The 18,894-nt window shown below is 37.8% G+C and carries 13 protein-coding genes; 12 read left to right on the top strand and 1 reads right to left on the bottom strand.

Features of this window, described 5'->3' with window-relative positions; genetic code table 11:
* Positions 1-13: 13 nt before the first annotated feature.
* The 12 genes from ACGF63_RS17440 to ACGF63_RS17495 all read left to right on the top strand — a co-directional run bounded on the left by ACGF63_RS17440 (position 14) and on the right by ACGF63_RS17495 (position 17,725).
* Positions 14-2,719: a hypothetical protein gene (locus tag ACGF63_RS17440; protein WP_152962867.1), complete on the top strand. Its 2,706-nt coding sequence runs from the start codon at positions 14-16 to the stop codon at positions 2,717-2,719.
* Positions 2,712-5,612: a hypothetical protein gene (locus tag ACGF63_RS17445; protein WP_387632334.1), complete on the top strand. Its 2,901-nt coding sequence runs from the start codon at positions 2,712-2,714 to the stop codon at positions 5,610-5,612. The genes ACGF63_RS17440 and ACGF63_RS17445 overlap by 8 nt, the downstream gene beginning before the upstream one ends.
* A gap of 89 nt (positions 5,613-5,701) precedes the next feature.
* Positions 5,702-6,982: a tail fiber protein gene (locus ACGF63_RS17450; protein ID WP_387632336.1), complete on the top strand. Its 1,281-nt coding sequence runs from the start codon at positions 5,702-5,704 to the stop codon at positions 6,980-6,982.
* 81 nt (positions 6,983-7,063) lie between these two features.
* On the top strand, positions 7,064-8,923 hold the full coding sequence (locus ACGF63_RS17455) for a contractile injection system tape measure protein (RefSeq protein WP_387632339.1): 1,860 nt from the start codon (positions 7,064-7,066) through the stop codon (positions 8,921-8,923).
* Between the two features lie 9 nt (positions 8,924-8,932).
* Positions 8,933-11,017: an ATP-binding protein gene (locus ACGF63_RS17460; protein ID WP_387632342.1), complete on the top strand. Its 2,085-nt coding sequence runs from the start codon at positions 8,933-8,935 to the stop codon at positions 11,015-11,017.
* A gap of 24 nt (positions 11,018-11,041) precedes the next feature.
* Positions 11,042-11,944 carry a DUF4255 domain-containing protein gene (locus ACGF63_RS17465; protein ID WP_387632344.1) on the top strand — a complete coding sequence of 301 codons (903 nt, stop codon included), beginning with the start codon at positions 11,042-11,044 and terminating at the stop codon, positions 11,942-11,944.
* 158 nt (positions 11,945-12,102) lie between these two features.
* Positions 12,103-12,960: a cycle-inhibiting factor gene (locus tag ACGF63_RS17470; RefSeq protein WP_051477431.1), complete on the top strand. Its 858-nt coding sequence runs from the start codon at positions 12,103-12,105 to the stop codon at positions 12,958-12,960.
* A 27-nt stretch (positions 12,961-12,987) separates the two neighbouring features.
* Positions 12,988-13,134, top strand: coding sequence for a hypothetical protein (locus tag ACGF63_RS17475; RefSeq protein ID WP_387632347.1), 147 nt, complete (start codon positions 12,988-12,990; stop codon positions 13,132-13,134).
* Positions 13,135-13,138: 4 nt separating this feature from the next.
* On the top strand, positions 13,139-14,050 hold the full coding sequence (locus tag ACGF63_RS17480; RefSeq protein ID WP_387632349.1) for a hypothetical protein: 912 nt from the start codon (positions 13,139-13,141) through the stop codon (positions 14,048-14,050).
* A gap of 201 nt (positions 14,051-14,251) precedes the next feature.
* Positions 14,252-15,193, top strand: coding sequence for a YwqJ-related putative deaminase (locus ACGF63_RS17485; protein ID WP_036848596.1), 942 nt, complete (start codon positions 14,252-14,254; stop codon positions 15,191-15,193).
* 634 nt (positions 15,194-15,827) lie between these two features.
* Entirely contained in the window at positions 15,828-16,619 is a 792-nt protein-coding gene (locus tag ACGF63_RS17490) for a hypothetical protein (RefSeq protein ID WP_387632352.1), read from the top strand.
* A gap of 62 nt (positions 16,620-16,681) precedes the next feature.
* Positions 16,682-17,725 (top strand): fucose-binding lectin II, encoded by a 1,044-nt coding sequence (locus ACGF63_RS17495; protein ID WP_387632354.1) that lies wholly within the window; start codon positions 16,682-16,684, stop codon positions 17,723-17,725.
* A gap of 208 nt (positions 17,726-17,933) precedes the next feature.
* Here ACGF63_RS17495 and ACGF63_RS17500 read toward each other — a convergent pair whose 3' ends face one another.
* Entirely contained in the window at positions 17,934-18,803 is an 870-nt protein-coding gene (locus ACGF63_RS17500; protein WP_387632357.1) for a hypothetical protein, read from the bottom strand.
* Positions 18,804-18,894 lie beyond the last annotated feature (91 nt).

The raw sequence follows: 18,894 nt of genomic DNA on the forward strand, positions 1-18,894 counted from the left end.
AGGTGGTGTAAATATGGGACAGGCCGAGTTAGATAGTAAACTCTCCGCTATCGTGCCAAATACTGCTTTTAAACTTGATGAAAGAAGCACGCTGGATATGTTAAACTGGCTTAAAAAATACGCCGCAATCATCCCTTTCGATCAAGATAAAAAACAGTTCTGGGACAGTTTTTACTTTATTCAGAAAAATAGTCCTCAGCAATTAGCTAGTATTTACCAACAAGTTAATCAAGCCAATGGCCTTTTACCGCCACATCAAGCTTTTATATTGGCTTTTTTAAAACTATTAGAAACAACCAAACGCTTATTAAACACCTTCCCGGCACGACACCGTGATCTTTATTATCGAGAATTACTGGGACTGAACCCCAGAAATGCCCAGGCTGATAGCGTTGCTATCAGCGTTACCCTGAATACAGATAACGCGGAATTTCTGGTAGCACAAGGCACCCTGTTTGATGCCGGGCAAGATAGCGCCGGCAATTCGTTACAGTATGCGTCAGACGCGGATTTATTGGCGAATCAAGGGGCGCTGACCGACCTGCGTTGGTATCGGAAAGATGGCAACAATGGCCGGCAATCGGCAATACCTTTTAATCTTTCGGATAACATTGCATTACCTGAAAATGGTATCCGACTTTTTAGCCCAACAGCTAATGATGTGTCGGTTCTATCCGGATATCTGATTACCTCATCTTTATTTGCTATGTCCGCCGGAGAACGCCATATCACCTTGACGCTGGAAAACGATTGGGAAGGTCAAGCTGAACATCTCACCGCCAAAATAAGTGCAGAAGATCACTGGTTATCGTTGTCGGTAAAACTTATCGACAAAAAGAACATTGAACTTGGATTATCATCTACGGCTGATCCTATCAACCCGCCAGATAACCTTGATGGCATGACATTCGACGTACCGGTATTAAAATTAGGCACTGCTCAGCAACCCATACTGCCCAAAATTACCGGTATTGAAATCAATATCAACGGCAACCGCAGTGTGCACTATGCCTCTGATGGCGGAACTGAACAAACAGATAAAACCAGTTTCCCTTTTGGTCAATATCCACTGTTGGGTTCCGGTTTTAATCTGGTTGCCCCTGAATGGTATGGTTCTGAAAACGCGACGCTTACCCTGATTCCGCAATGGGTTGGCTTGCCCACAAAGAGTTTTAAAGCGTGGTATAAAGGGTACACCCCTGAACCGGATAATAGCGCGTTTAAAGTCCAGGGCTATTTAGTCACGCCTCAGGAAAGAAAGAAGCTCACTGGAACCCCATCATTATTTGGCGGAACCGATGTACCACAAGGACAAAGCCTGAGTTTTACCTTACCGACAATGGACTACTCTGTGTCTGATAGTCCATCACCTAATGACTGGCCTGCATCAGTGCGCATAGAATTGGTTGACCAAGATTTTATGCACACCCAATACTGGCAAGATCCGACCGGTAAGAATTTACCCTACACCCCACAAATCAGTGCGTTGCAAATCGCATTCAGCGCTAAAGTAAAAACTGAGCAATATACCGTTTATCCTCTCACTCCTTTTGGTTGGGGAAACGCGAACGCTGAAACGCCTTCATTCGCCAATGACGCACTCTATTTGGGCTTCACTAACGTGTCACCGGGACAAACCTTATCCCTATACTGGCAATTAGTCGGTGTTCAAGAACTTACGCTATTTTGGTCTTATCTGAATCAACAAAACACCTGGCAGCCATTAAATCAACTGGTTCACGATCAAACTCACAACCTGTTTGACCGGGGGATATGGAGTACGTTATTGCCACAAGACGCGTCAAATCAGGCAACCTTAATGCCGTCAGGACGATACTGGTTGAAAACAGAGATCTCTCAACAAACCGCCCCTGAGAATTACCCCAAAATGCAAGGCATACTGTATAACGCCACCACCGCTACATTAATCAACCCAGAAACTGTTGAAAATGATCACTTTATCGATGGATTAGCCGCCGATAGCATCAAGCAAACCGTCAGCGCGTCCGTCGCCATTAGCCGTGTGAAGCAACCCTGGGCATCCTGGAACGGTCGTCCGAAAGAAACAGAATCCGCTTTTCTTACGCGAATTCCGCCCCGGTTGTCCCATCGTAACCGTGCTTTAAGTTGGGATAATATTGTTACGCTACTGAAAGAGAATTTTATCAGCATATTTGATGTCAAATACCCTTCCTCCAATGAATTAACCAAAATCCCGGCTCCGGAAACGCAACAACTGATTGTGATCCCCAACAGCCGTTACAAAGATAACGACGATGCGCTACGCCCAATCCTGAATCCGGCCCGACTGGCGGAAATGGCCGACTGGATAAGCCAACTCAGCAGCCCCTGGACCACCCTCAAAATCGACAACCCCACCTACGTTAACGTGCTGATCAGCTATCAACTGGTGTTTGCTACGGGGGTTAATCCCGACTATGGCCGCCATCAGTTACAGCAGGAACTCAGCCGAAAATATATGCCGTGGGCAGAAGATAGCGCTATCGGCGTCACAACCGGCAACCGCATTGATTACTACCCGTTATTAGCCACCATTCAGCAGTCACCTCTAGTGGAACGGGTCACCAACTTAACATTGAAAAAATCGCCCCAAACCGCAGGAGCCGTCGGTGACAGTGTAGAAGCCGCTGATAATGAAGTACTGATTTTGGTTTGGTCAGAAAAGAGTTCCGCTAATAAAGGAGCAGACAATGGATAATCAAGATGCCCTGTTTCCCATCGTTAAAGACGACATCGCCTTTGAGGCCCTACTCACTCAAGCCAAGACGGTCATTGAACAACAGTCTGGGCAACTCTGGAGCAATACAGCAGAAAATGATCCCGGTATCACTTTATTAGAAGCCGGTTGTTACGGCGCATCTGATCTAGCCTATCGCCATTCGCTACCCCTACGTGATCTGCTTACCCCCGAAAAACAAGAACAGACACCGGACGATGGCATTTTTCCACAAGAATTCGGTCCACAACAAATGCTGACCTGTGGCCCAATTACTGCGGAAGATTATCGCCGCGCCTTACTGGATTTGCATAGCAGCGATAACATTAACGACAAAAGCACAGGTTATTTTTTCTTTAACGATGTACAGCTAGTTCGTGAACCTGCAAGCGAACGCTATGAATACTGGTATAACAAAGAAAAACGTGAATACAGTTTCATTAAAACTCCAGATAGCCAACAGTTAACACTAAGAGGCAATTACTGGCTTTATCTACTCCCTAGCCGGGAAACTGAGGCCGATAAGGTACTGGCGCAGCAAAGTCTGGCGACTTTCTTAAAAAACAACCGTAATCTGGGGGAATCCGTCAGTAAAATTATCTGGCTACAACCCACGGATTTCCTCTTACAGCTTAATATTGAGCTGGATGATGATGTGAGAGATATTGCTGACATCTTCGCCAAAGTCTATATAACAACCGCACAGACGGTACTGACAACACCATTACGTTATACCACTCAAGCCATGAAAGAATTAGGCTACAGCAATGAAGAAATATTCGCGGGACCTTATTTACATCACGGCTGGATACCTGAACTACCTGCGGCCAAAGATTACACCACGGCGACAGAATTAAAGCTCAGCCATCTGGCTAATCGTTTATTGGCTATTCCCGGAGTACAAAGTATTACCCGATTGGCATTAGGCAAACACGATGAAAACATTTCTCCGCTGGCAGACGATAATTGGTCCTGGACCATCGCTCAAAGATATTATCCCAGGCTATGGGGCAGTGATCCCTTAAGCTTAATTTCCTCGCCAGCAAGCCCGCTCATTATTACCGCCAAAGGTGGAGTAAAAGTTGCCGTATCTAAACAAGACATAGAGAACAAAATGACTATTGCACCATTAATTCAGACACAGCCTGAATTATTAAACTGGGGCAAACATCGTAAAGTCCTGGACTATTATCCGATCAGCAATAAATTACCCGCTTGCTATGGATTACAAACCTGCGCCGAGACCCAACAACAAATACACTTGCACCAATTTATGTTGCCTTTTGAACAGATGCTGGCTAATGGCTGCGCCGAACTCGCTATTTTGCCGAAACTGTTAGCCTTTAAACAACGGGGAAATGCAGTATATGGCACCCAATGGCCTTTTAAAGCCAATACAGTTAATCAGCAAGTCCATCAAAATATAAAATCTGATTTGATGGAAAAATTAAATAATGATTCCCAAATTAATAATGATGACGGTATCCATCCGCAAAATTATGCAAAAGAATTATCAATCCTGAATGACTTATTGGAATATTTTGGCACGCATCGCGCGGCCAGACCACTCACTCTGGATTCATTGGATTTTCTCTCTACTCAGCGCGGTTATTTGGCTCAACAACCTGAATTGACCTACCAGCGTAATAATATTCGTATTGATAAAGTGTCAGCGCTGCAAAAACGGATTGCCGCCCGTATTGGCTTAGGTGGCGAGTGTTTCAAAGACAACCCCAACTTGGCTAATTTGCCTTTCTATCTGATTGAACATCGTCAGCTATTACCGGTAAAGCCTGACAAAAAATTCGATAGTGAGCAAAAGCCCGATAATCTAGAAATAAAAAGTGAGCCCAATGCTAAAAATCATCAATTAATCATTACCCAGAAAGGAGCAGCGGACCAATTATTGCACGGGCAAGTAATTAATCTGATTATTATTGAGGGCGACAGAAAATTCACATTACGGGGCCAAATGATCACCGATATTACAGGAGACGCCTTCTCACTCGACACCCGTAATAGCACTGATCTAGAGCGTAATTTAGATCGCGTGAAAACCGCGTTTGAACAAGGTAATTTACGCTGGTGTAATAGCCCGGTATGGATGGAAGATATGGATTATCAACTGGTTTACGCCAGTGAGACATATCAAACGGGAACAGAAGATGAACGTTGGATCACCTCCAGCCCCCAAAGTCCCTTCCCTACTATGATCGAAGTAAAGGATGAAGTCACCCTGAAATATATTATTACCCCCGATGGACCACCGACAACAATATTAGCTAATAGTGATTCTCCAACCTATTATGAACTCAAAGCACAAGTCGTGGAATTTGATCGCATTAAAGGCCGAATATTACTTAAAAAAATATCAGGCCAACAATATAATTTTCCAAAACCAGAAGATGCGTGGCGCTACCACTGGTACTTTTCCAATGACAAATATGCCCTAGCTGACCGATTTTCATTTATGGTCAGTGTAGTGATTAATCGTCAGCTTATTGAGAATGACAAGGTCGATCCTTATAAACTGGAGGCGTGGGTAAAAACGGAGATCTTAGCTGAATTCCCAGCTCATCTTTCCATGATTTTCCACTGGCTATCACCGGAACAATTCAAGAATTTTGCTAATACTTATAAGCGTTGGCAAAATAATGGCGCGCCTCTGGGTGATGAAGCCTATAATATTTTAGAAACGCTAACGCTAGGGCGTTTACCTTCAGCAGCAACCGGTACAGGTAATATGAGAATCGCCACCGAACAGCAACGAATAGAAGTCATTGGGGGATCAGGAACCGAATGGAACGAAAAGGCAATAGAAGATAATCAGTTATTATATGTACCAAAAATTCAAGCTAATATTCAATCTAAATAAAATATCCTCCGATTACTCTCCTATGATCAAGCAATATTTACAGGATATTTAAAACAGAATAATTCAATATTATATATAAGGTCACTAAAATGGAAAAAGAACATAACCTGTCTACTGCGCAATCTAATACAGAAAATACCCATCCTGAATCAATAGGGCCTTCATCAGATGAATTAAAGAATCGTTTTAAAGCGGGAAGTATTCCCCTACAAACTGACTATTCTGATCTAATTGATATTGCTGATATCGGTCGCCGGGCAATGGGAAAAGCACCGGATCAAACTAATAATCCAAATTCAGGACTAGAACTGGATAATAACTCTGGGCTATTGGTAAAAACTAATCCTACCGGCGGTATTTCCGTTAATCCAAACGGCATAGCTGTTGCATGTTGGGATAAAGGTGGTATTACAGTCACTGACGGTTCTGGTCTTTATTTAAAATTAGCAGGAGGTAATTCCGGTAATGGTTGGAATGGTGTCAGTGGATTGAGCCTGGGGTCAGACGGTGTAAAAATTAAGGCGAATAATGGCATTAATGTTGATAGTAGTGGCGTCTCTGTAAAAGCTAAGGCTAATGGCGCTATTGCCGTTGATAACGAGGGTGTAGATGTTAAATGTTGGGATAACGGTGGTATTCAAGTCACTGACAATACGGGTATTTATTTAAAACTAGAAGGAGGTGATACACATGGATCAAGTGGCACCAGTGGTTTGAGTTTAAGTAAAAACGGTGTAAAAATTAAAGCGAGTAATGGTATTAATGTTGATGGGAATGGGGTTTCTGTAAAAGCCAAAGACAACACAATTAACGTTGATCCTACAGGGATATCCGTAAGACTTGGTTGGGGAATAAAAATAGGTGATGGATTAGATGTTAAGGCCGGCAATGGTATTACCGCTGATTGGAATGGTGTCTCTGTAAAATCCAAAGATAACACAATTAGCGTTGATCCTACGGGAATATCTGTGAATCTTGGTTGGGGGGTAAAAGTTGGGGGAGGATTGGATGTTAAGGCCAGTAATGGTATTAACGTTGATAGTAATGGCGTCTCTGTAAAAGCTAAGGCTGGTAGTGGGATTAAAGTAGACAGTGATGGCGTAAGCATTGATATACAATCAATTGTATCAGCACTCTCAGACCTAATTATCCCACCAGGAACAATTGTGCCATTTTATAGTGATGGTGGTTTACCTAATGGATGGGTATGGTGTGATGGGAATAATGGAACACCTGATCTAAACAATACATCATCTAATCTCAACTTAGTTTCAGGTTGGAACCAAATAAGTGAAAGTTTTACATATTTAAGTACCGGAGATCATCCAAGAATACATGCAGCTCATGCTAGATTTATAATGAAAAAATAGACTCGTTAATCAGTATAATATACTCCATATATAAAACCCTTTATATTAACTACATTTATCAATTAAACATGAGATACTAATATGCCTTGGGAGCCAAATCTGTTCAACCGGATTATCATTACTATTGAGGCTAATAATCAACAGGTGGCTAAAAAAGTATTACATGGCTCCCTGCTTAATCAAGCTGATATCAATAAGTTATTTAACGCATTCTTTACTCAACATCCCATTAATCAGGATATCTATTTAGAAACATTAACTCTGGATCTTGGTGAAATAAATCTACATAATTTCAATTCACTATTCCCTGTAACGCTTAATACTGCGCTAAATAAAGCATTAAGCCAATATCAAATTAATCATCAGGAGAAAAAAACATCCTTAACAGAATCAAAATTGCAAAAAACAACCAACAAACCTTCTTTATTATATGTCAACAATTCAATTAATGTTGAAGATTTCATTCATTATTTAAATCAAAAGAATTCCGCATTGAGTTCAATAGAGATTAAAACTCATCATCAAAATATTGACATCAATATCCGGCAATTAGTTAATCAATTAGCGGGAATAGAAGATAAATTAACTTTATTTTTAGCAAAAAGCTGTTTATCTGAACCAAGTCTACAACGGTTATTAGCGCCCAAGCAACCCACTTTATTAAGCGCGATTAACTACAGACTATCCGAAAAGATAAACATATCGCAATATTTGAGGGAGCCTGTCTCCCCCGGACAATTGATACTCAATGCGTTGCAATATATACAGCTAAATCATACACAGGAGATACCTAAACTGGATGTGAAAGTGCTATCACATCTCACCACTGAATTAGATAATGGTACACTTAATGCAGCATCTATTATTACGTTATTTCGCCAAATTATCATTCACAATATTCCATTAAATAGTTGGTTAAAACAGATCTGGCAAACTATTGCTGTTGCAAGATTAAGTAAAAAACATCTATCTGATAAAGAATATCAATATTTATCAGAACGTTTCATTTCAAATCATATGAATAAAGATATACTCAGTGAAAAATTAATTGTCACTAATCATGACAACTTTAACATTCAGGAAAATAAATATTTACCTGAGTATTATTTTTCAGATCATACGGATAAAGATATACTCGATAAAAAATTAATTGCTACTAATCATGACAGCATCAATATTCAGGAAGAGCAGTATTTACCTGAACATTTTATTTCAGACCATGCAGATAAAGATAAATCCAGCAAGAAATTATCCGTAACTCATGTTGATATTAAAAATGTTCATAGATACAAATATTCAACAAGTCAGGAGGTAATATCAGAAAACCAGAAAATATTATCAACATCGAATAACTCGCATATTACAGGAAATAATTCTAACCAATTACATAATATCAATAAAACACATTCTGAATACGCTTTATTGCCTAAACAAACTCTTCTATATCAGATAAATAATGCTGGAATATTAGTTTTATGGCCGATGCTGCCTGCATTATTTAATCAATTTGGCCTACTTGATGATAAAATATTTATTCATCGTCAAGCACAATTTAGCGCGGTTAATTTCCTTAACTATCTGATTTGGGGAAACGAAGAAATACAGACAGAACTAAATATATTGAATAACGTTCTGTGCGGATTAATGGTTAACGAACCTATTGAATTAGCGCCTGTTGAACCAGAAAAACAATTGATAATAAATCAATGGCTAGACGCCGTTATCAGCCAACTTCCCGGCTGGAAAAAATTAACCCGTAATGACGCTCGCCAACTGTTTTTACAACGACCAGGTGAATTGTTGATAAATGAACAGGAAATAAAAATCACGCCAGAGCATCAGCCGTTTGATGTGCTATTAGCCGATTGGCCTTGGCCATTAAATATCGCCAAGCTTCCTTGGTTAGCTCATCCTTTAAAGATTGACTGGAAAAATATTTAGAAGGTTTATATGGACTACCTACTAACAAATAACCCCTGTAACGTGGCTGAATTACGCTGGATTTATCCCCATTTGGAACGTATCGATCTGCTATTACAGCAATACTATTATCAAAAGGGAGATCAGTACGATGCATTACCAGAAAGTTTTTTACTAACCGAAGAGGAAATAGAACAGTGTTTAATATCACCGCAAGGTATACCTCACTGGCTGGCTAAAACGAATAATCCTATTCTCCATCCAGAAATCGAAGCAAGCCCTGCTCTTGATGCATTATCATTATTAGTCGAACGTTTTGAACTGACTGAATTTGAACGTGACGTTTTATTATTAGGTCTATTACCCCATTTCGATGGCCGTTATCATGCATTATTTGCTACTCTAAACGGTAGCAGTAAAAAACAGTGGCCCAGCTTCGCTTTAGCCATTGAATTATTTAGCCAACGTCAAAGTGATCGGCAATTACTGCAAAACAGCTTTTTTCCGCAAACACCGTTAATCAGTAACCAATTATTACGGCTCAATAATCACGAAGAATCTATCTGGTTACAAACGCAATTTTTAACCCACAACGCAATCTGGCATTTTTTATCGAGACAACGAACACTTTTACCACCCCTAATAACTTGTGCTAACTGGCGTATTCCAGCCTCACATAATTGGTATCCGAAAACTCTTTATTCTTCTCTTGAAAAGATATTATTGAATGACACCGATGAAATACGCCCATTAGTCATACTCAGAGGAAAACAGGACAGCGCCAGAGAATTAGCGGTCAGCAATATTATGGCATCTCATGGCATTAATACCTTAACGCTTGATTTAGCCCTCCTGCCCGATGAAGAGAACACAACCCTAATATCCGGCCTGCTGGCAGACGCAATACGAGAAACCCGGCTACATAACGCTTGTTTATTAATTCGCAATTTTTCTTTACTTACAGAGGCAAAGAAAATATTACACCACGATTTATCTATTTTGCTGCATCAGCCAAAATTACGCGTAGTTTGCTTAGTAGAGCCGGAAGATACATTCGTCTGGATTAAGCATCTACCAATGGTGCAAATTAATATGCCCGGTGCAACATTGACCGATAAAGAAACCTTACTGAAAACAAGCTTATCGGAGAATATTGCTCAAAAAATTAATATTACTCGGCTATGTCAGCGCTTCTCTTTTACTGCGGAAACATTACCGCTCATTCTTGAAGAAGCTTATCAATATCAAATAATCCGGCAACCAGAAGGCCAACTGGAAGAAACTGATCTGCGTCAAGCATTAAGTTTTCGCGCCCAACAGAATTTCGGCAAACTGGCTCAACGAATTACTCCAAAGCGCAGTTTTGACGATTTAGTGGTTTCAGACACATTAGCACAACAATTAAAAGAAATTATCTCAGCGATTAATTACCGTGACCAAATTCTGGGTGCCGGCTTTCAGGAAAAAATCAGTTACGGCACCGGAATTAGCGCCCTATTTTACGGAGAATCGGGTACCGGCAAAACAATGGCTGCTGAGGTAATTGCCGGTTATCTTGGTGTTGATCTGATTAAAGTTGATCTCTCTACCGTGGTAAATAAATACATCGGTGAAACGGAAAAAAATATCTCCCGTATTTTCGATCTGGCCGAAGCAGATTCTGGGGTACTGTTTTTCGATGAAGCCGATGCCCTATTTGGCAAACGCAGCGAGACCAAAGATGCTCAAGACAGACATGCGAATATTGAAGTATCTTACTTATTACAACGACTGGAAAATTATCCGGGATTAGTGATTTTAGCCACCAATAATCGTAGTCATTTAGATAGCGCGTTTAACCGCCGTTTTACCTTTATTACCCGCTTTACTTACCCCGATGAAGAGTTACGTAAAAAAATGTGGCAAGTCATTTGGCCGGAACAACTGACACTATCTAATGAAATTGATTTTGCCCATCTGGCTAAACGGGCTGATTTAACTGGTGCTAATATCAGAAATATTGCTTTATTGTCATCAATATTAGCAGTAGATGATAACTGTGAACAAATCGAAAATAGACATATAGATCGAGCCGTGATACTTGAATTAAATAAAACTGGCCGATTAGCTTTTTAAATATTCAATAGAATAGGAACAAACATGACAACCATCATTGCATCTGACAATGCGATTATCGAGATTAATCAAGCATTAAATACTATTTTATCTCAATATTTAGACATTCCCGGTCAAAAAATTGATATTCGTTTTGATCTACCCGAAATTAATTCCATTCAATCAGAACCGACGGTCAGTATATTTCTTTATGAAATCCATGAAGATCTACAATTACGATCCGCCGAATCAAGACGTTATAACCCGGCAACTAACACATTATTACCGGGATGGGTCAATATCAATTGTAACTATTTAATTACCTACTGGGATGCTAGCAAACCCTCTAGTGACAGCTCCAGCCCGGACAGCCAACCCAATAATCAAGCTGCACAAGTGATGACACGGATTTTAAATGCATTAATCAATAATCGCCAATTAACCGGCATTCCCGGCGCATATACCCGCGTAATCCCACAACAGGAAAATTTAAACAGCTTAGGTAACTTTTGGCAGGCTCTCGGTAATCGCCCTCGCCTCTCTCTATTATATTCCATTACTGTACCGATGAAATTGCAAAATATTGAAGACAGTGTAACCCCAATAAGTAAAATATCCGCTTCTGTGAACCAAAAACCCAGTCTGGATAATTCACAAATAAACCAGGCTTTAATAGATAAATTATGCATGGAATTAGGCGGCACACAAGATGTACGTCTTGCCCTTACTAAAGTGAATCTGACAACCGAGCCTGATACAGAAAATAATCAAAATCAAGAAGATGAAAGCGTTATTGTTGAAGTTTCCGGTATGACTAGTGCAACATATTTACCACAAATAAAAGATACACTTGAAAAATGGAAAAACAGCCAAGCGGCTATTGTTAAGATAAATGGTGTTGGTGTTGTTATTTCTAAAGAAAACTCTGATAGATTAACTGGAATTTAAAATTATTTTTATATTAAAATAACAAACAATCACTCACCTAATAAATAATTACTTATTAAAACTAATTATTTTTAATATATTTATTTCAGCTTTCCATGTTATAAATATGCTATTCATTCCATTCCTCGAATTCACTCTATAGATAAAATGGTAAAATAATGCAAAACGAATATAGTGAAAATACAGTAACAGACTTGCACCTGGAAGTGGGTTGTCACACCAAACCATCTAAACTGAGGGGGAGATTATCCCCCCAAGACGATAACGAAAATTCTACAGAATTAATAGATGATATTATAAAACTCCATAATGATCCCAAGGGAAACAAATTACTTTGGTATGATAATTGGGAGGATAAAATCATCGATAGAAATTCTGATGCTATACTTAAAGCAATTGATGAAAATGTTTCTCAATTCGGAGGACTTGAAGCTTATAAAGATATTGTTGGAGAAAACCCTTATGATCCCATTGAACCGGTTTGTGGCTTGTCTGCACAAAATATATTTAAATTAATGACCGAAGCAGAACAGGCGGTTAATCCTGTAGAACAATTTAAAAAAGAAAAAATAAACGGCAATGAGTTTTCCGAAAAACTTGATCAATTCAACGATTCGAGGAGCTATGTTGCATTAGTTAATGATCACCGATTTGGACATATGTTTCTGATTGATATTACATCAACCAGCCAAGGAATTGTAGGATATATTTATCAGTCAGATTTAGGCAATGGAATATTACCTGCACTTAAAATAGTAGACTGGTTAAGTTCCAGAGGAAAAGAGCCAATTAATGCTCATAAGCTAAAAAAACTATTAAGTAATGAATTCAATATATTATCTGAAAGTGAGCAAAAGGAACTCATTGCAGAATTACTTGAAATAAATAAAAACATATCCAACGTAAAGTTAGATAGATTTAAAAGAGATCAAGAAGTTAATATTTATTTAAGAGAATATGATAAAAACAATTTCTTTGAAAATATTGAAAACTTAAAAGCTAAACTTGGGATTTGACTTCCATTAATATATTAAGGAGCGATTATGCCTACATATAAAGACCAAGAAAAAACTGATCAATCTTGGCTAAAAGATAATTCACAGCGACTTTTAGCTTATAATCAACTGCCTAAAGATTATTATATAAATCTACCATCTTCAATATATTTATTATATCAATCTAACAGGTGATAATATGGAAAACGAATATAGCGAAAAAGCACAGCAAAAGCAAAAAAGACGCCAATTACAGTCAAATAACGCAACTCATCATGATAGCAATCCATTGGAATTAGAACTGGGGAAAAACGCTAACTCCGTCACACCTGCCGATCATCATAAAAAATGGTTTACTTATGAAGGTGATAAAGAGGTGGAACTGACTACAGAAAGAATGAAAGAAATATTCTCAAATAAACAGCCTAAAATTATTATTGCTGGTGATGGTCATAATAAACCCCCCTTTCAATACGCAAAAAATATACCTGATGTTAATAGTAGTTTTGATGCTGGCACACTTCAACTTTATATTGAGGCAACAGATGAACAGATAAACAAAAATAGATCGGAGTATACACCAAAAGAATTTATGGCAAAACCAAGCTGGTTTATGAATAAAAATAGGCGAGCTGGAATTGTTGGATGGGAGGATTCAGAGCTATCCAATGCCATGAAAGAGATGTTTGAGCTGTCGGCAAAATCAATAAGTGAACCAGAGAAATTAACAGAAAAAGATATTTCCTCCTTTTATGAATTACATACGACTGCTATTCAGCATTTTTTACCCAATTTTAAGCAATTAAGTAATGAATTTCTTGAAATTATGGCGAAAGCTGGAAGTAACAAGGAATTAGATAAAATCGCTCTAGAAATGATGCGTTTTACTTCGGGTAGATGGCGTGATGAATATATCAATCCAACGTTAGCAGAGAAAATTGCAAAACATGCCGCTGAAAATGAAAATCATACATTTGTTGTCTCCATAGGGGATGCTCACCTCAGTATTAATCCTATGCAGGAACATTTAAATAAAATGAGGGAAAGATTTAACTTTAAACACCAGATTATATTTACCCGAGATAAGGCCCCCACACTTCCTATCATCTAAAAAGCGGAAAAATAAATGGGTAGATATATAATCACCACTTTTATACCCTATAGATTTCAAGATGCATCGCGACGGCAAGGGAGCGAATCCCCTTTAACCGCGTTTCCGGGCTAGATATTTCTCGGCAAACGCAGTGAAACCAAAGACGCCCAAGACAGACATGCCAATATTGAAGTTTATTACAACGGCTGGGGAATTATAATGTACAAAAATGATATTTGTAAAGAAATACGCAAATCTTGCGAAAAAAAAACTTCAGATGCAACGTTATTAGATGCATTACATCTGGATATTCCTGATTCTAGAGCAATCATGTCTGCTTATAAGAAAAAAACACCTAAATTATCTGATTTTAGTGCAAAGACACAATTAATCCTCGACTCTTCAAGACAATTTGGTCAGCAAAAATCTGCAACAAAGCAACGTAATTTTTCTGTATCTGGTTTAAAAGCGAATGGTGCTCCTGGTGGAAGTTTTATTTATTCAAAAAAATCTTTAGATAATTTCGCTGCCCATGCAGGATATGTACACAATGATGATTATGATGATGAATTTGTCAATCTTAAGGATAATGATAGAAATTTAGCTGAAAGAAAACTATTTCCTGGTATTAAATTAGTTAAACACCATAAAGAATTAATAAAGAAAAATGGACAAGGACAAACGGAAATTCAACCAACAGATGAATCTATAGCATATATAATCACTGACTCTACATCCTTTATTTCAGGGATAAAGGATATGTATGAGAAAGCAGGAAATTCTTTACATCCAATAATTGAATCCTTAATTAAACAGCACATGATTAATAATGCAGGTGTATTACCCACGATGGCTGGTATTGCTGGTTTGCATGCAGAGGTACAAGCCCTTAACCATTTATTAACTTTAAATGATGAACGGGAAGGGAAAGCTATTGGAAGTCGAAAAATAGGCGAATATATGCGGGATATGCTGGAATCATCTATTTTTACTCAACGACTGACAACAAGACAAGCTGGAAGTGATTTTGCTGCTTGCCATAATTGCTCCGGAATATTATCGGCACCAGTCAATGTTGTTACTGGTAAGGTAGAAAGTGCGGGAAGTCATTTTTCATCAACAATATCTGAGAATTATAAGACAAAAGAATCACCAGTATAAGCCTGTAATTTAAATAGATGATTCACTTTCTATATTTTTAAGGAGCGCGTTAATCTGCTTAACGGGCTTCTTATCATTCTGTTGTCAGAAAAGGTAATCTTGCCAGAATTTACCCACAAAACGCTTATTTATTTAATTACCTTTCCTGAAAATTTCCGTCACTTACCTGCTCTAATGATTTAAGTAAATATTTAGCATTAGCTGGTGAATGTAGCAAATAAATAATAAATTCTATTGCCCTCTATTTCTATCTCCATAGATATTCCATTCAAATATTGCAAAAAAATAATCTAGATTTATTCTCCAAACTATAACAGTTTTATTTATTAATATAAACAACCCACTAAATATTTAACAGTCACTATTATTAATTGATGTTGCGTCTAAAAATTCATCTCTCATAATTATTTTGTTTCACAGAGAATTATTTAAATAACTATTGGATAAATTTTTAAATATAAACAATAACATCTATAAATCATGTTATTGCGGTAGCTATACCCTTGAATCAAAACTAATGAAAACAAAGCAATAAACGTTTTTTATATTTTAAATGTAAATAGTAAATAAAGGAAAAAATCATCAATTTCATTGTTGAACAAAACAAATCAATATCATATACAAGGTGATAAAAATGGAAAAAAAATATAACCGGTCCACTTCAGAATCCAATACAGAGAATACCAATACTATGGATAGCCATACAGTTGGTAAAACGCCCTGTCAAACTGATAACCCACATTCAGCACGAAAACCAGGTGATGACTATACACAAGCAATAAAAATTAACCCTGACGGCGGCTTAAAAGCAGATAAAGATGGACTAAATGTAAAAGCGGGTAATGGTATTAAAGTAGACAGTAGCGGCATCAGTATTGATCCCAATAATGTACTGCCAAAAGGAATGATTATGATGTTCTCCGGTATGGATGCTCCTACAGGCTGGGCTTTTTGTGATGGTAATAATGGAACGCCAGATTTAAGAAGTCGTTTTGTCATGTGCGGTGAAACTATTTCTGAGACAGGGCAAAGCAGTAGTAAAGCTAGTGGGAATGGCGCTGGAAAAAACTTTTCCAAGAATACAACATCAACTGCGGTTTCGGTAAATGTTACTGTGGAAAATACAATATTAACAGAGTCACAAATACCTAGTCATAAACATGTTGGGGGTATGCCTTATTATAATGGCACTGGAATGAAATATAGTGTCATCAATGATAGCCAAACCGCCTACCAGATAAATAATATAGATAATAGTTCAATATGGATGAAACCTTCAGCCGGAAGTAATGCTTATGCCTACACATCAAACACAGGTGGAGGACAAGGACATAATCACCCAGCAACAGCATCGTCTCCTTCACATAATCATAGTGTTGATATAATTCCGCCTTATTATTTATTAGCTTTTATTATGAAACTTTAATTCCATTGCACCAAAAAGATTTAAATTATCTATCACTTTCTAACTACAAAGGATATATAACAATGAATATATCTAGTTACTTCTTCCTGAATGAAGAAAACATTAAGTTCAATAATCAATGTTTAAATACATACATTGGTTACCCCCAACCCATCAGTAAAGATTGGCCTAATCTGCCTGCCGGGTTCCAAAGATATATTGACGATATTATTAATTTAAATGGTTTTTTATATTTTTTTAAAGGTTCACTATATCTTAAATTCGATATCGCGAAAGCACAGGTCGTTGATGGACCGAACTTCATTATAGATGGGTGGCCTGGATTAAAAGGAACAGAACTTGAAAATGGAATAGATGCAGCCATAGAATTGACTACAAACACCGTCTGTTTCTTTAAAGGTGAACATTGTGTAGATTACACCATCGATTTACACACAATTAAGACCAACACTATTTCAGATCGGTGGGGAATGACCGGGAAATATGCAGCATTTAGTAGCAATCTGGGTGCTATTATTTCATGGCCAGATATAGATGGAAATTTTATTTATTTTTTCAAAGGTGATTCTTTTATTCGGTTCGACCCAAATTTGAATGCACTTGATGCCGGGCCAATCATCATCTCCAACGATAATAATGGTTGGAGAGGATTAGCCTTCAAAAATGTTCAAGCGGCAGTATCGGTCGATACCGATTTGTTAGGCAGTCACCGTGGCAATAATGGAGGCAATAGTAAAGTCTGTAATGGAACATGTGGTACTAATGACACGGGTAAACATTGTTTCCAGTTACCTCAAAATATTATATTCGCCCTGACAGCCTACGCTAATACAAATATTCCGCAAACTGTAAAAGTATATATTGGCGATCTTCTGGTAGATACATTAACCGGTAAAGGTCAAAATAATCTCATGGCGACTAAAGCCTACACATCAGGTACAGGAAAAGTCTGTATTGAGATTGCAGGAGATGGCAAACCATGTAAGCTTCGTTATTTCGATAATATATTTGACGGAAAACCGGGAACCGCTATTATCGGTGCTGAAAATGGTAACAATAGTCATTACAATGATAGCGTGGTGTTCTTGAATTGGCCTCTGACATAAACTAAAAATACTTAGGTAAATGTCACTATCAATAAATAAAATCAATGTTATTACATAATACAAATATTTAAATAAAAATACTTGCTAGATTCGAATAATTATTGCGCCATCCATGGCGCTCTTTCTATTTTCCACTCATTAATGCCGTAAAATAAATTGCCGTCGCGATGCATTTGAAATCCATAGGGTATATAACTAAAATGTTATATTACTGACTCACAACTTGATCTTTAGGGTTAAATGTAAATACAGCATCTGTTGCCTGTTTTACATTTATACCTTTAGGTAATTCGATGTTAACAATAGGTAAAAATTTACCTGTTGCATCTTTATAATCACGTTGATCTTTTTGTGCATTAACTAAACCTGAATTTGCTGAATAAAAAAGGGCTTCAATAGGTAATGTTTGTGGCTTATTCTCATCCCAAGGTTGAACGACTATCTCATTATAATTTAAACCATTACCATGATAAGGCATTGCAAGTAATGTTTGATAAAAAGCATCTGCTGGATTTTTAGCCGTCGGTCTAACATCAAATGCACAGATTCCCCATGCGGATTTTCTTACAATAGCTTTATTTAATTGATGAGCCGTGAAAACACCAAAATCTTGGCATGATTTCCCATCTGAAGGTTTAGGCGGTGCACCACAATAATTTCCCTGACGCGCCCAAGTATTTGCATCAAGGACATAGGAGCATAATACAGGAACTTTAACCTCATCTTCAGGGGCCATCTGTTCAGGAAAAAGAATAAAACCATTAACGCTAGCAAATGTATTGCCAAATTTAGCATCTTTTCTTAAATATGAAAAAGAAACTCCATTATTTTTTATAGAAGATGGATTTAACTTCCAAAATTTAAATCCAGGACGAGTCCCTCTCATCAAAACTCCAGAGCAAAGAAAAGCGGGTGATTGAGCATCACCACAATCTTTAACGGTATTATTATATTGTTGGGTTAATATATTGGCAATATCATTTTGTACATCGGTTTTATTTTCCGTTTGAGTGAAAGCAGAAGTATTTGCTGAAAAAAAGACAATACTAAGGAGCAAACCTACAATAGGCTTTTTCATAAAATCCTCACTTAATTTAAAGTGTATTAATTGAAATTAAATTGTTCCTCGTTCACTTCCTAGTAAAGTCTTTCACTGTTTTGTTTATATC

The sequence above is a fragment of the Photorhabdus sp. RM322S genome, from assembly GCF_042879395.1.
GTDB classification, from domain to species: domain Bacteria; phylum Pseudomonadota; class Gammaproteobacteria; order Enterobacterales; family Enterobacteriaceae; genus Photorhabdus; species Photorhabdus khanii.

Bases quoted from the DNA above. Each gene is read 5' to 3' on its own strand.
- ACGF63_RS17455 (WP_387632339.1), top strand. From the start codon at position 7,064: ATGCCTTGGGAGCCAAATCTGTTCAACCGGATTATCATTACTATTGAG.
- ACGF63_RS17470 (WP_051477431.1), top strand. From the start codon at position 12,103: ATGCAAAACGAATATAGTGAAAATACAGTAACAGACTTGCACCTGGAA.
- ACGF63_RS17480 (WP_387632349.1), top strand. From the start codon at position 13,139: ATGGAAAACGAATATAGCGAAAAAGCACAGCAAAAGCAAAAAAGACGC.
- ACGF63_RS17465 (WP_387632344.1), top strand. From the start codon at position 11,042: ATGACAACCATCATTGCATCTGACAATGCGATTATCGAGATTAATCAA.
- ACGF63_RS17490 (WP_387632352.1), top strand. From the start codon at position 15,828: ATGGAAAAAAAATATAACCGGTCCACTTCAGAATCCAATACAGAGAAT.
- ACGF63_RS17500 (WP_387632357.1), bottom strand. From the start codon at position 18,803: ATGAAAAAGCCTATTGTAGGTTTGCTCCTTAGTATTGTCTTTTTTTCA.
- ACGF63_RS17440 (WP_152962867.1), top strand. From the start codon at position 14: ATGGGACAGGCCGAGTTAGATAGTAAACTCTCCGCTATCGTGCCAAAT.
- ACGF63_RS17485 (WP_036848596.1), top strand. From the start codon at position 14,252: ATGTACAAAAATGATATTTGTAAAGAAATACGCAAATCTTGCGAAAAA.
- ACGF63_RS17445 (WP_387632334.1), top strand. From the start codon at position 2,712: ATGGATAATCAAGATGCCCTGTTTCCCATCGTTAAAGACGACATCGCC.
- ACGF63_RS17460 (WP_387632342.1), top strand. From the start codon at position 8,933: ATGGACTACCTACTAACAAATAACCCCTGTAACGTGGCTGAATTACGC.
- ACGF63_RS17475 (WP_387632347.1), top strand. From the start codon at position 12,988: ATGCCTACATATAAAGACCAAGAAAAAACTGATCAATCTTGGCTAAAA.
- ACGF63_RS17450 (WP_387632336.1), top strand. From the start codon at position 5,702: ATGGAAAAAGAACATAACCTGTCTACTGCGCAATCTAATACAGAAAAT.
- ACGF63_RS17495 (WP_387632354.1), top strand. From the start codon at position 16,682: ATGAATATATCTAGTTACTTCTTCCTGAATGAAGAAAACATTAAGTTC.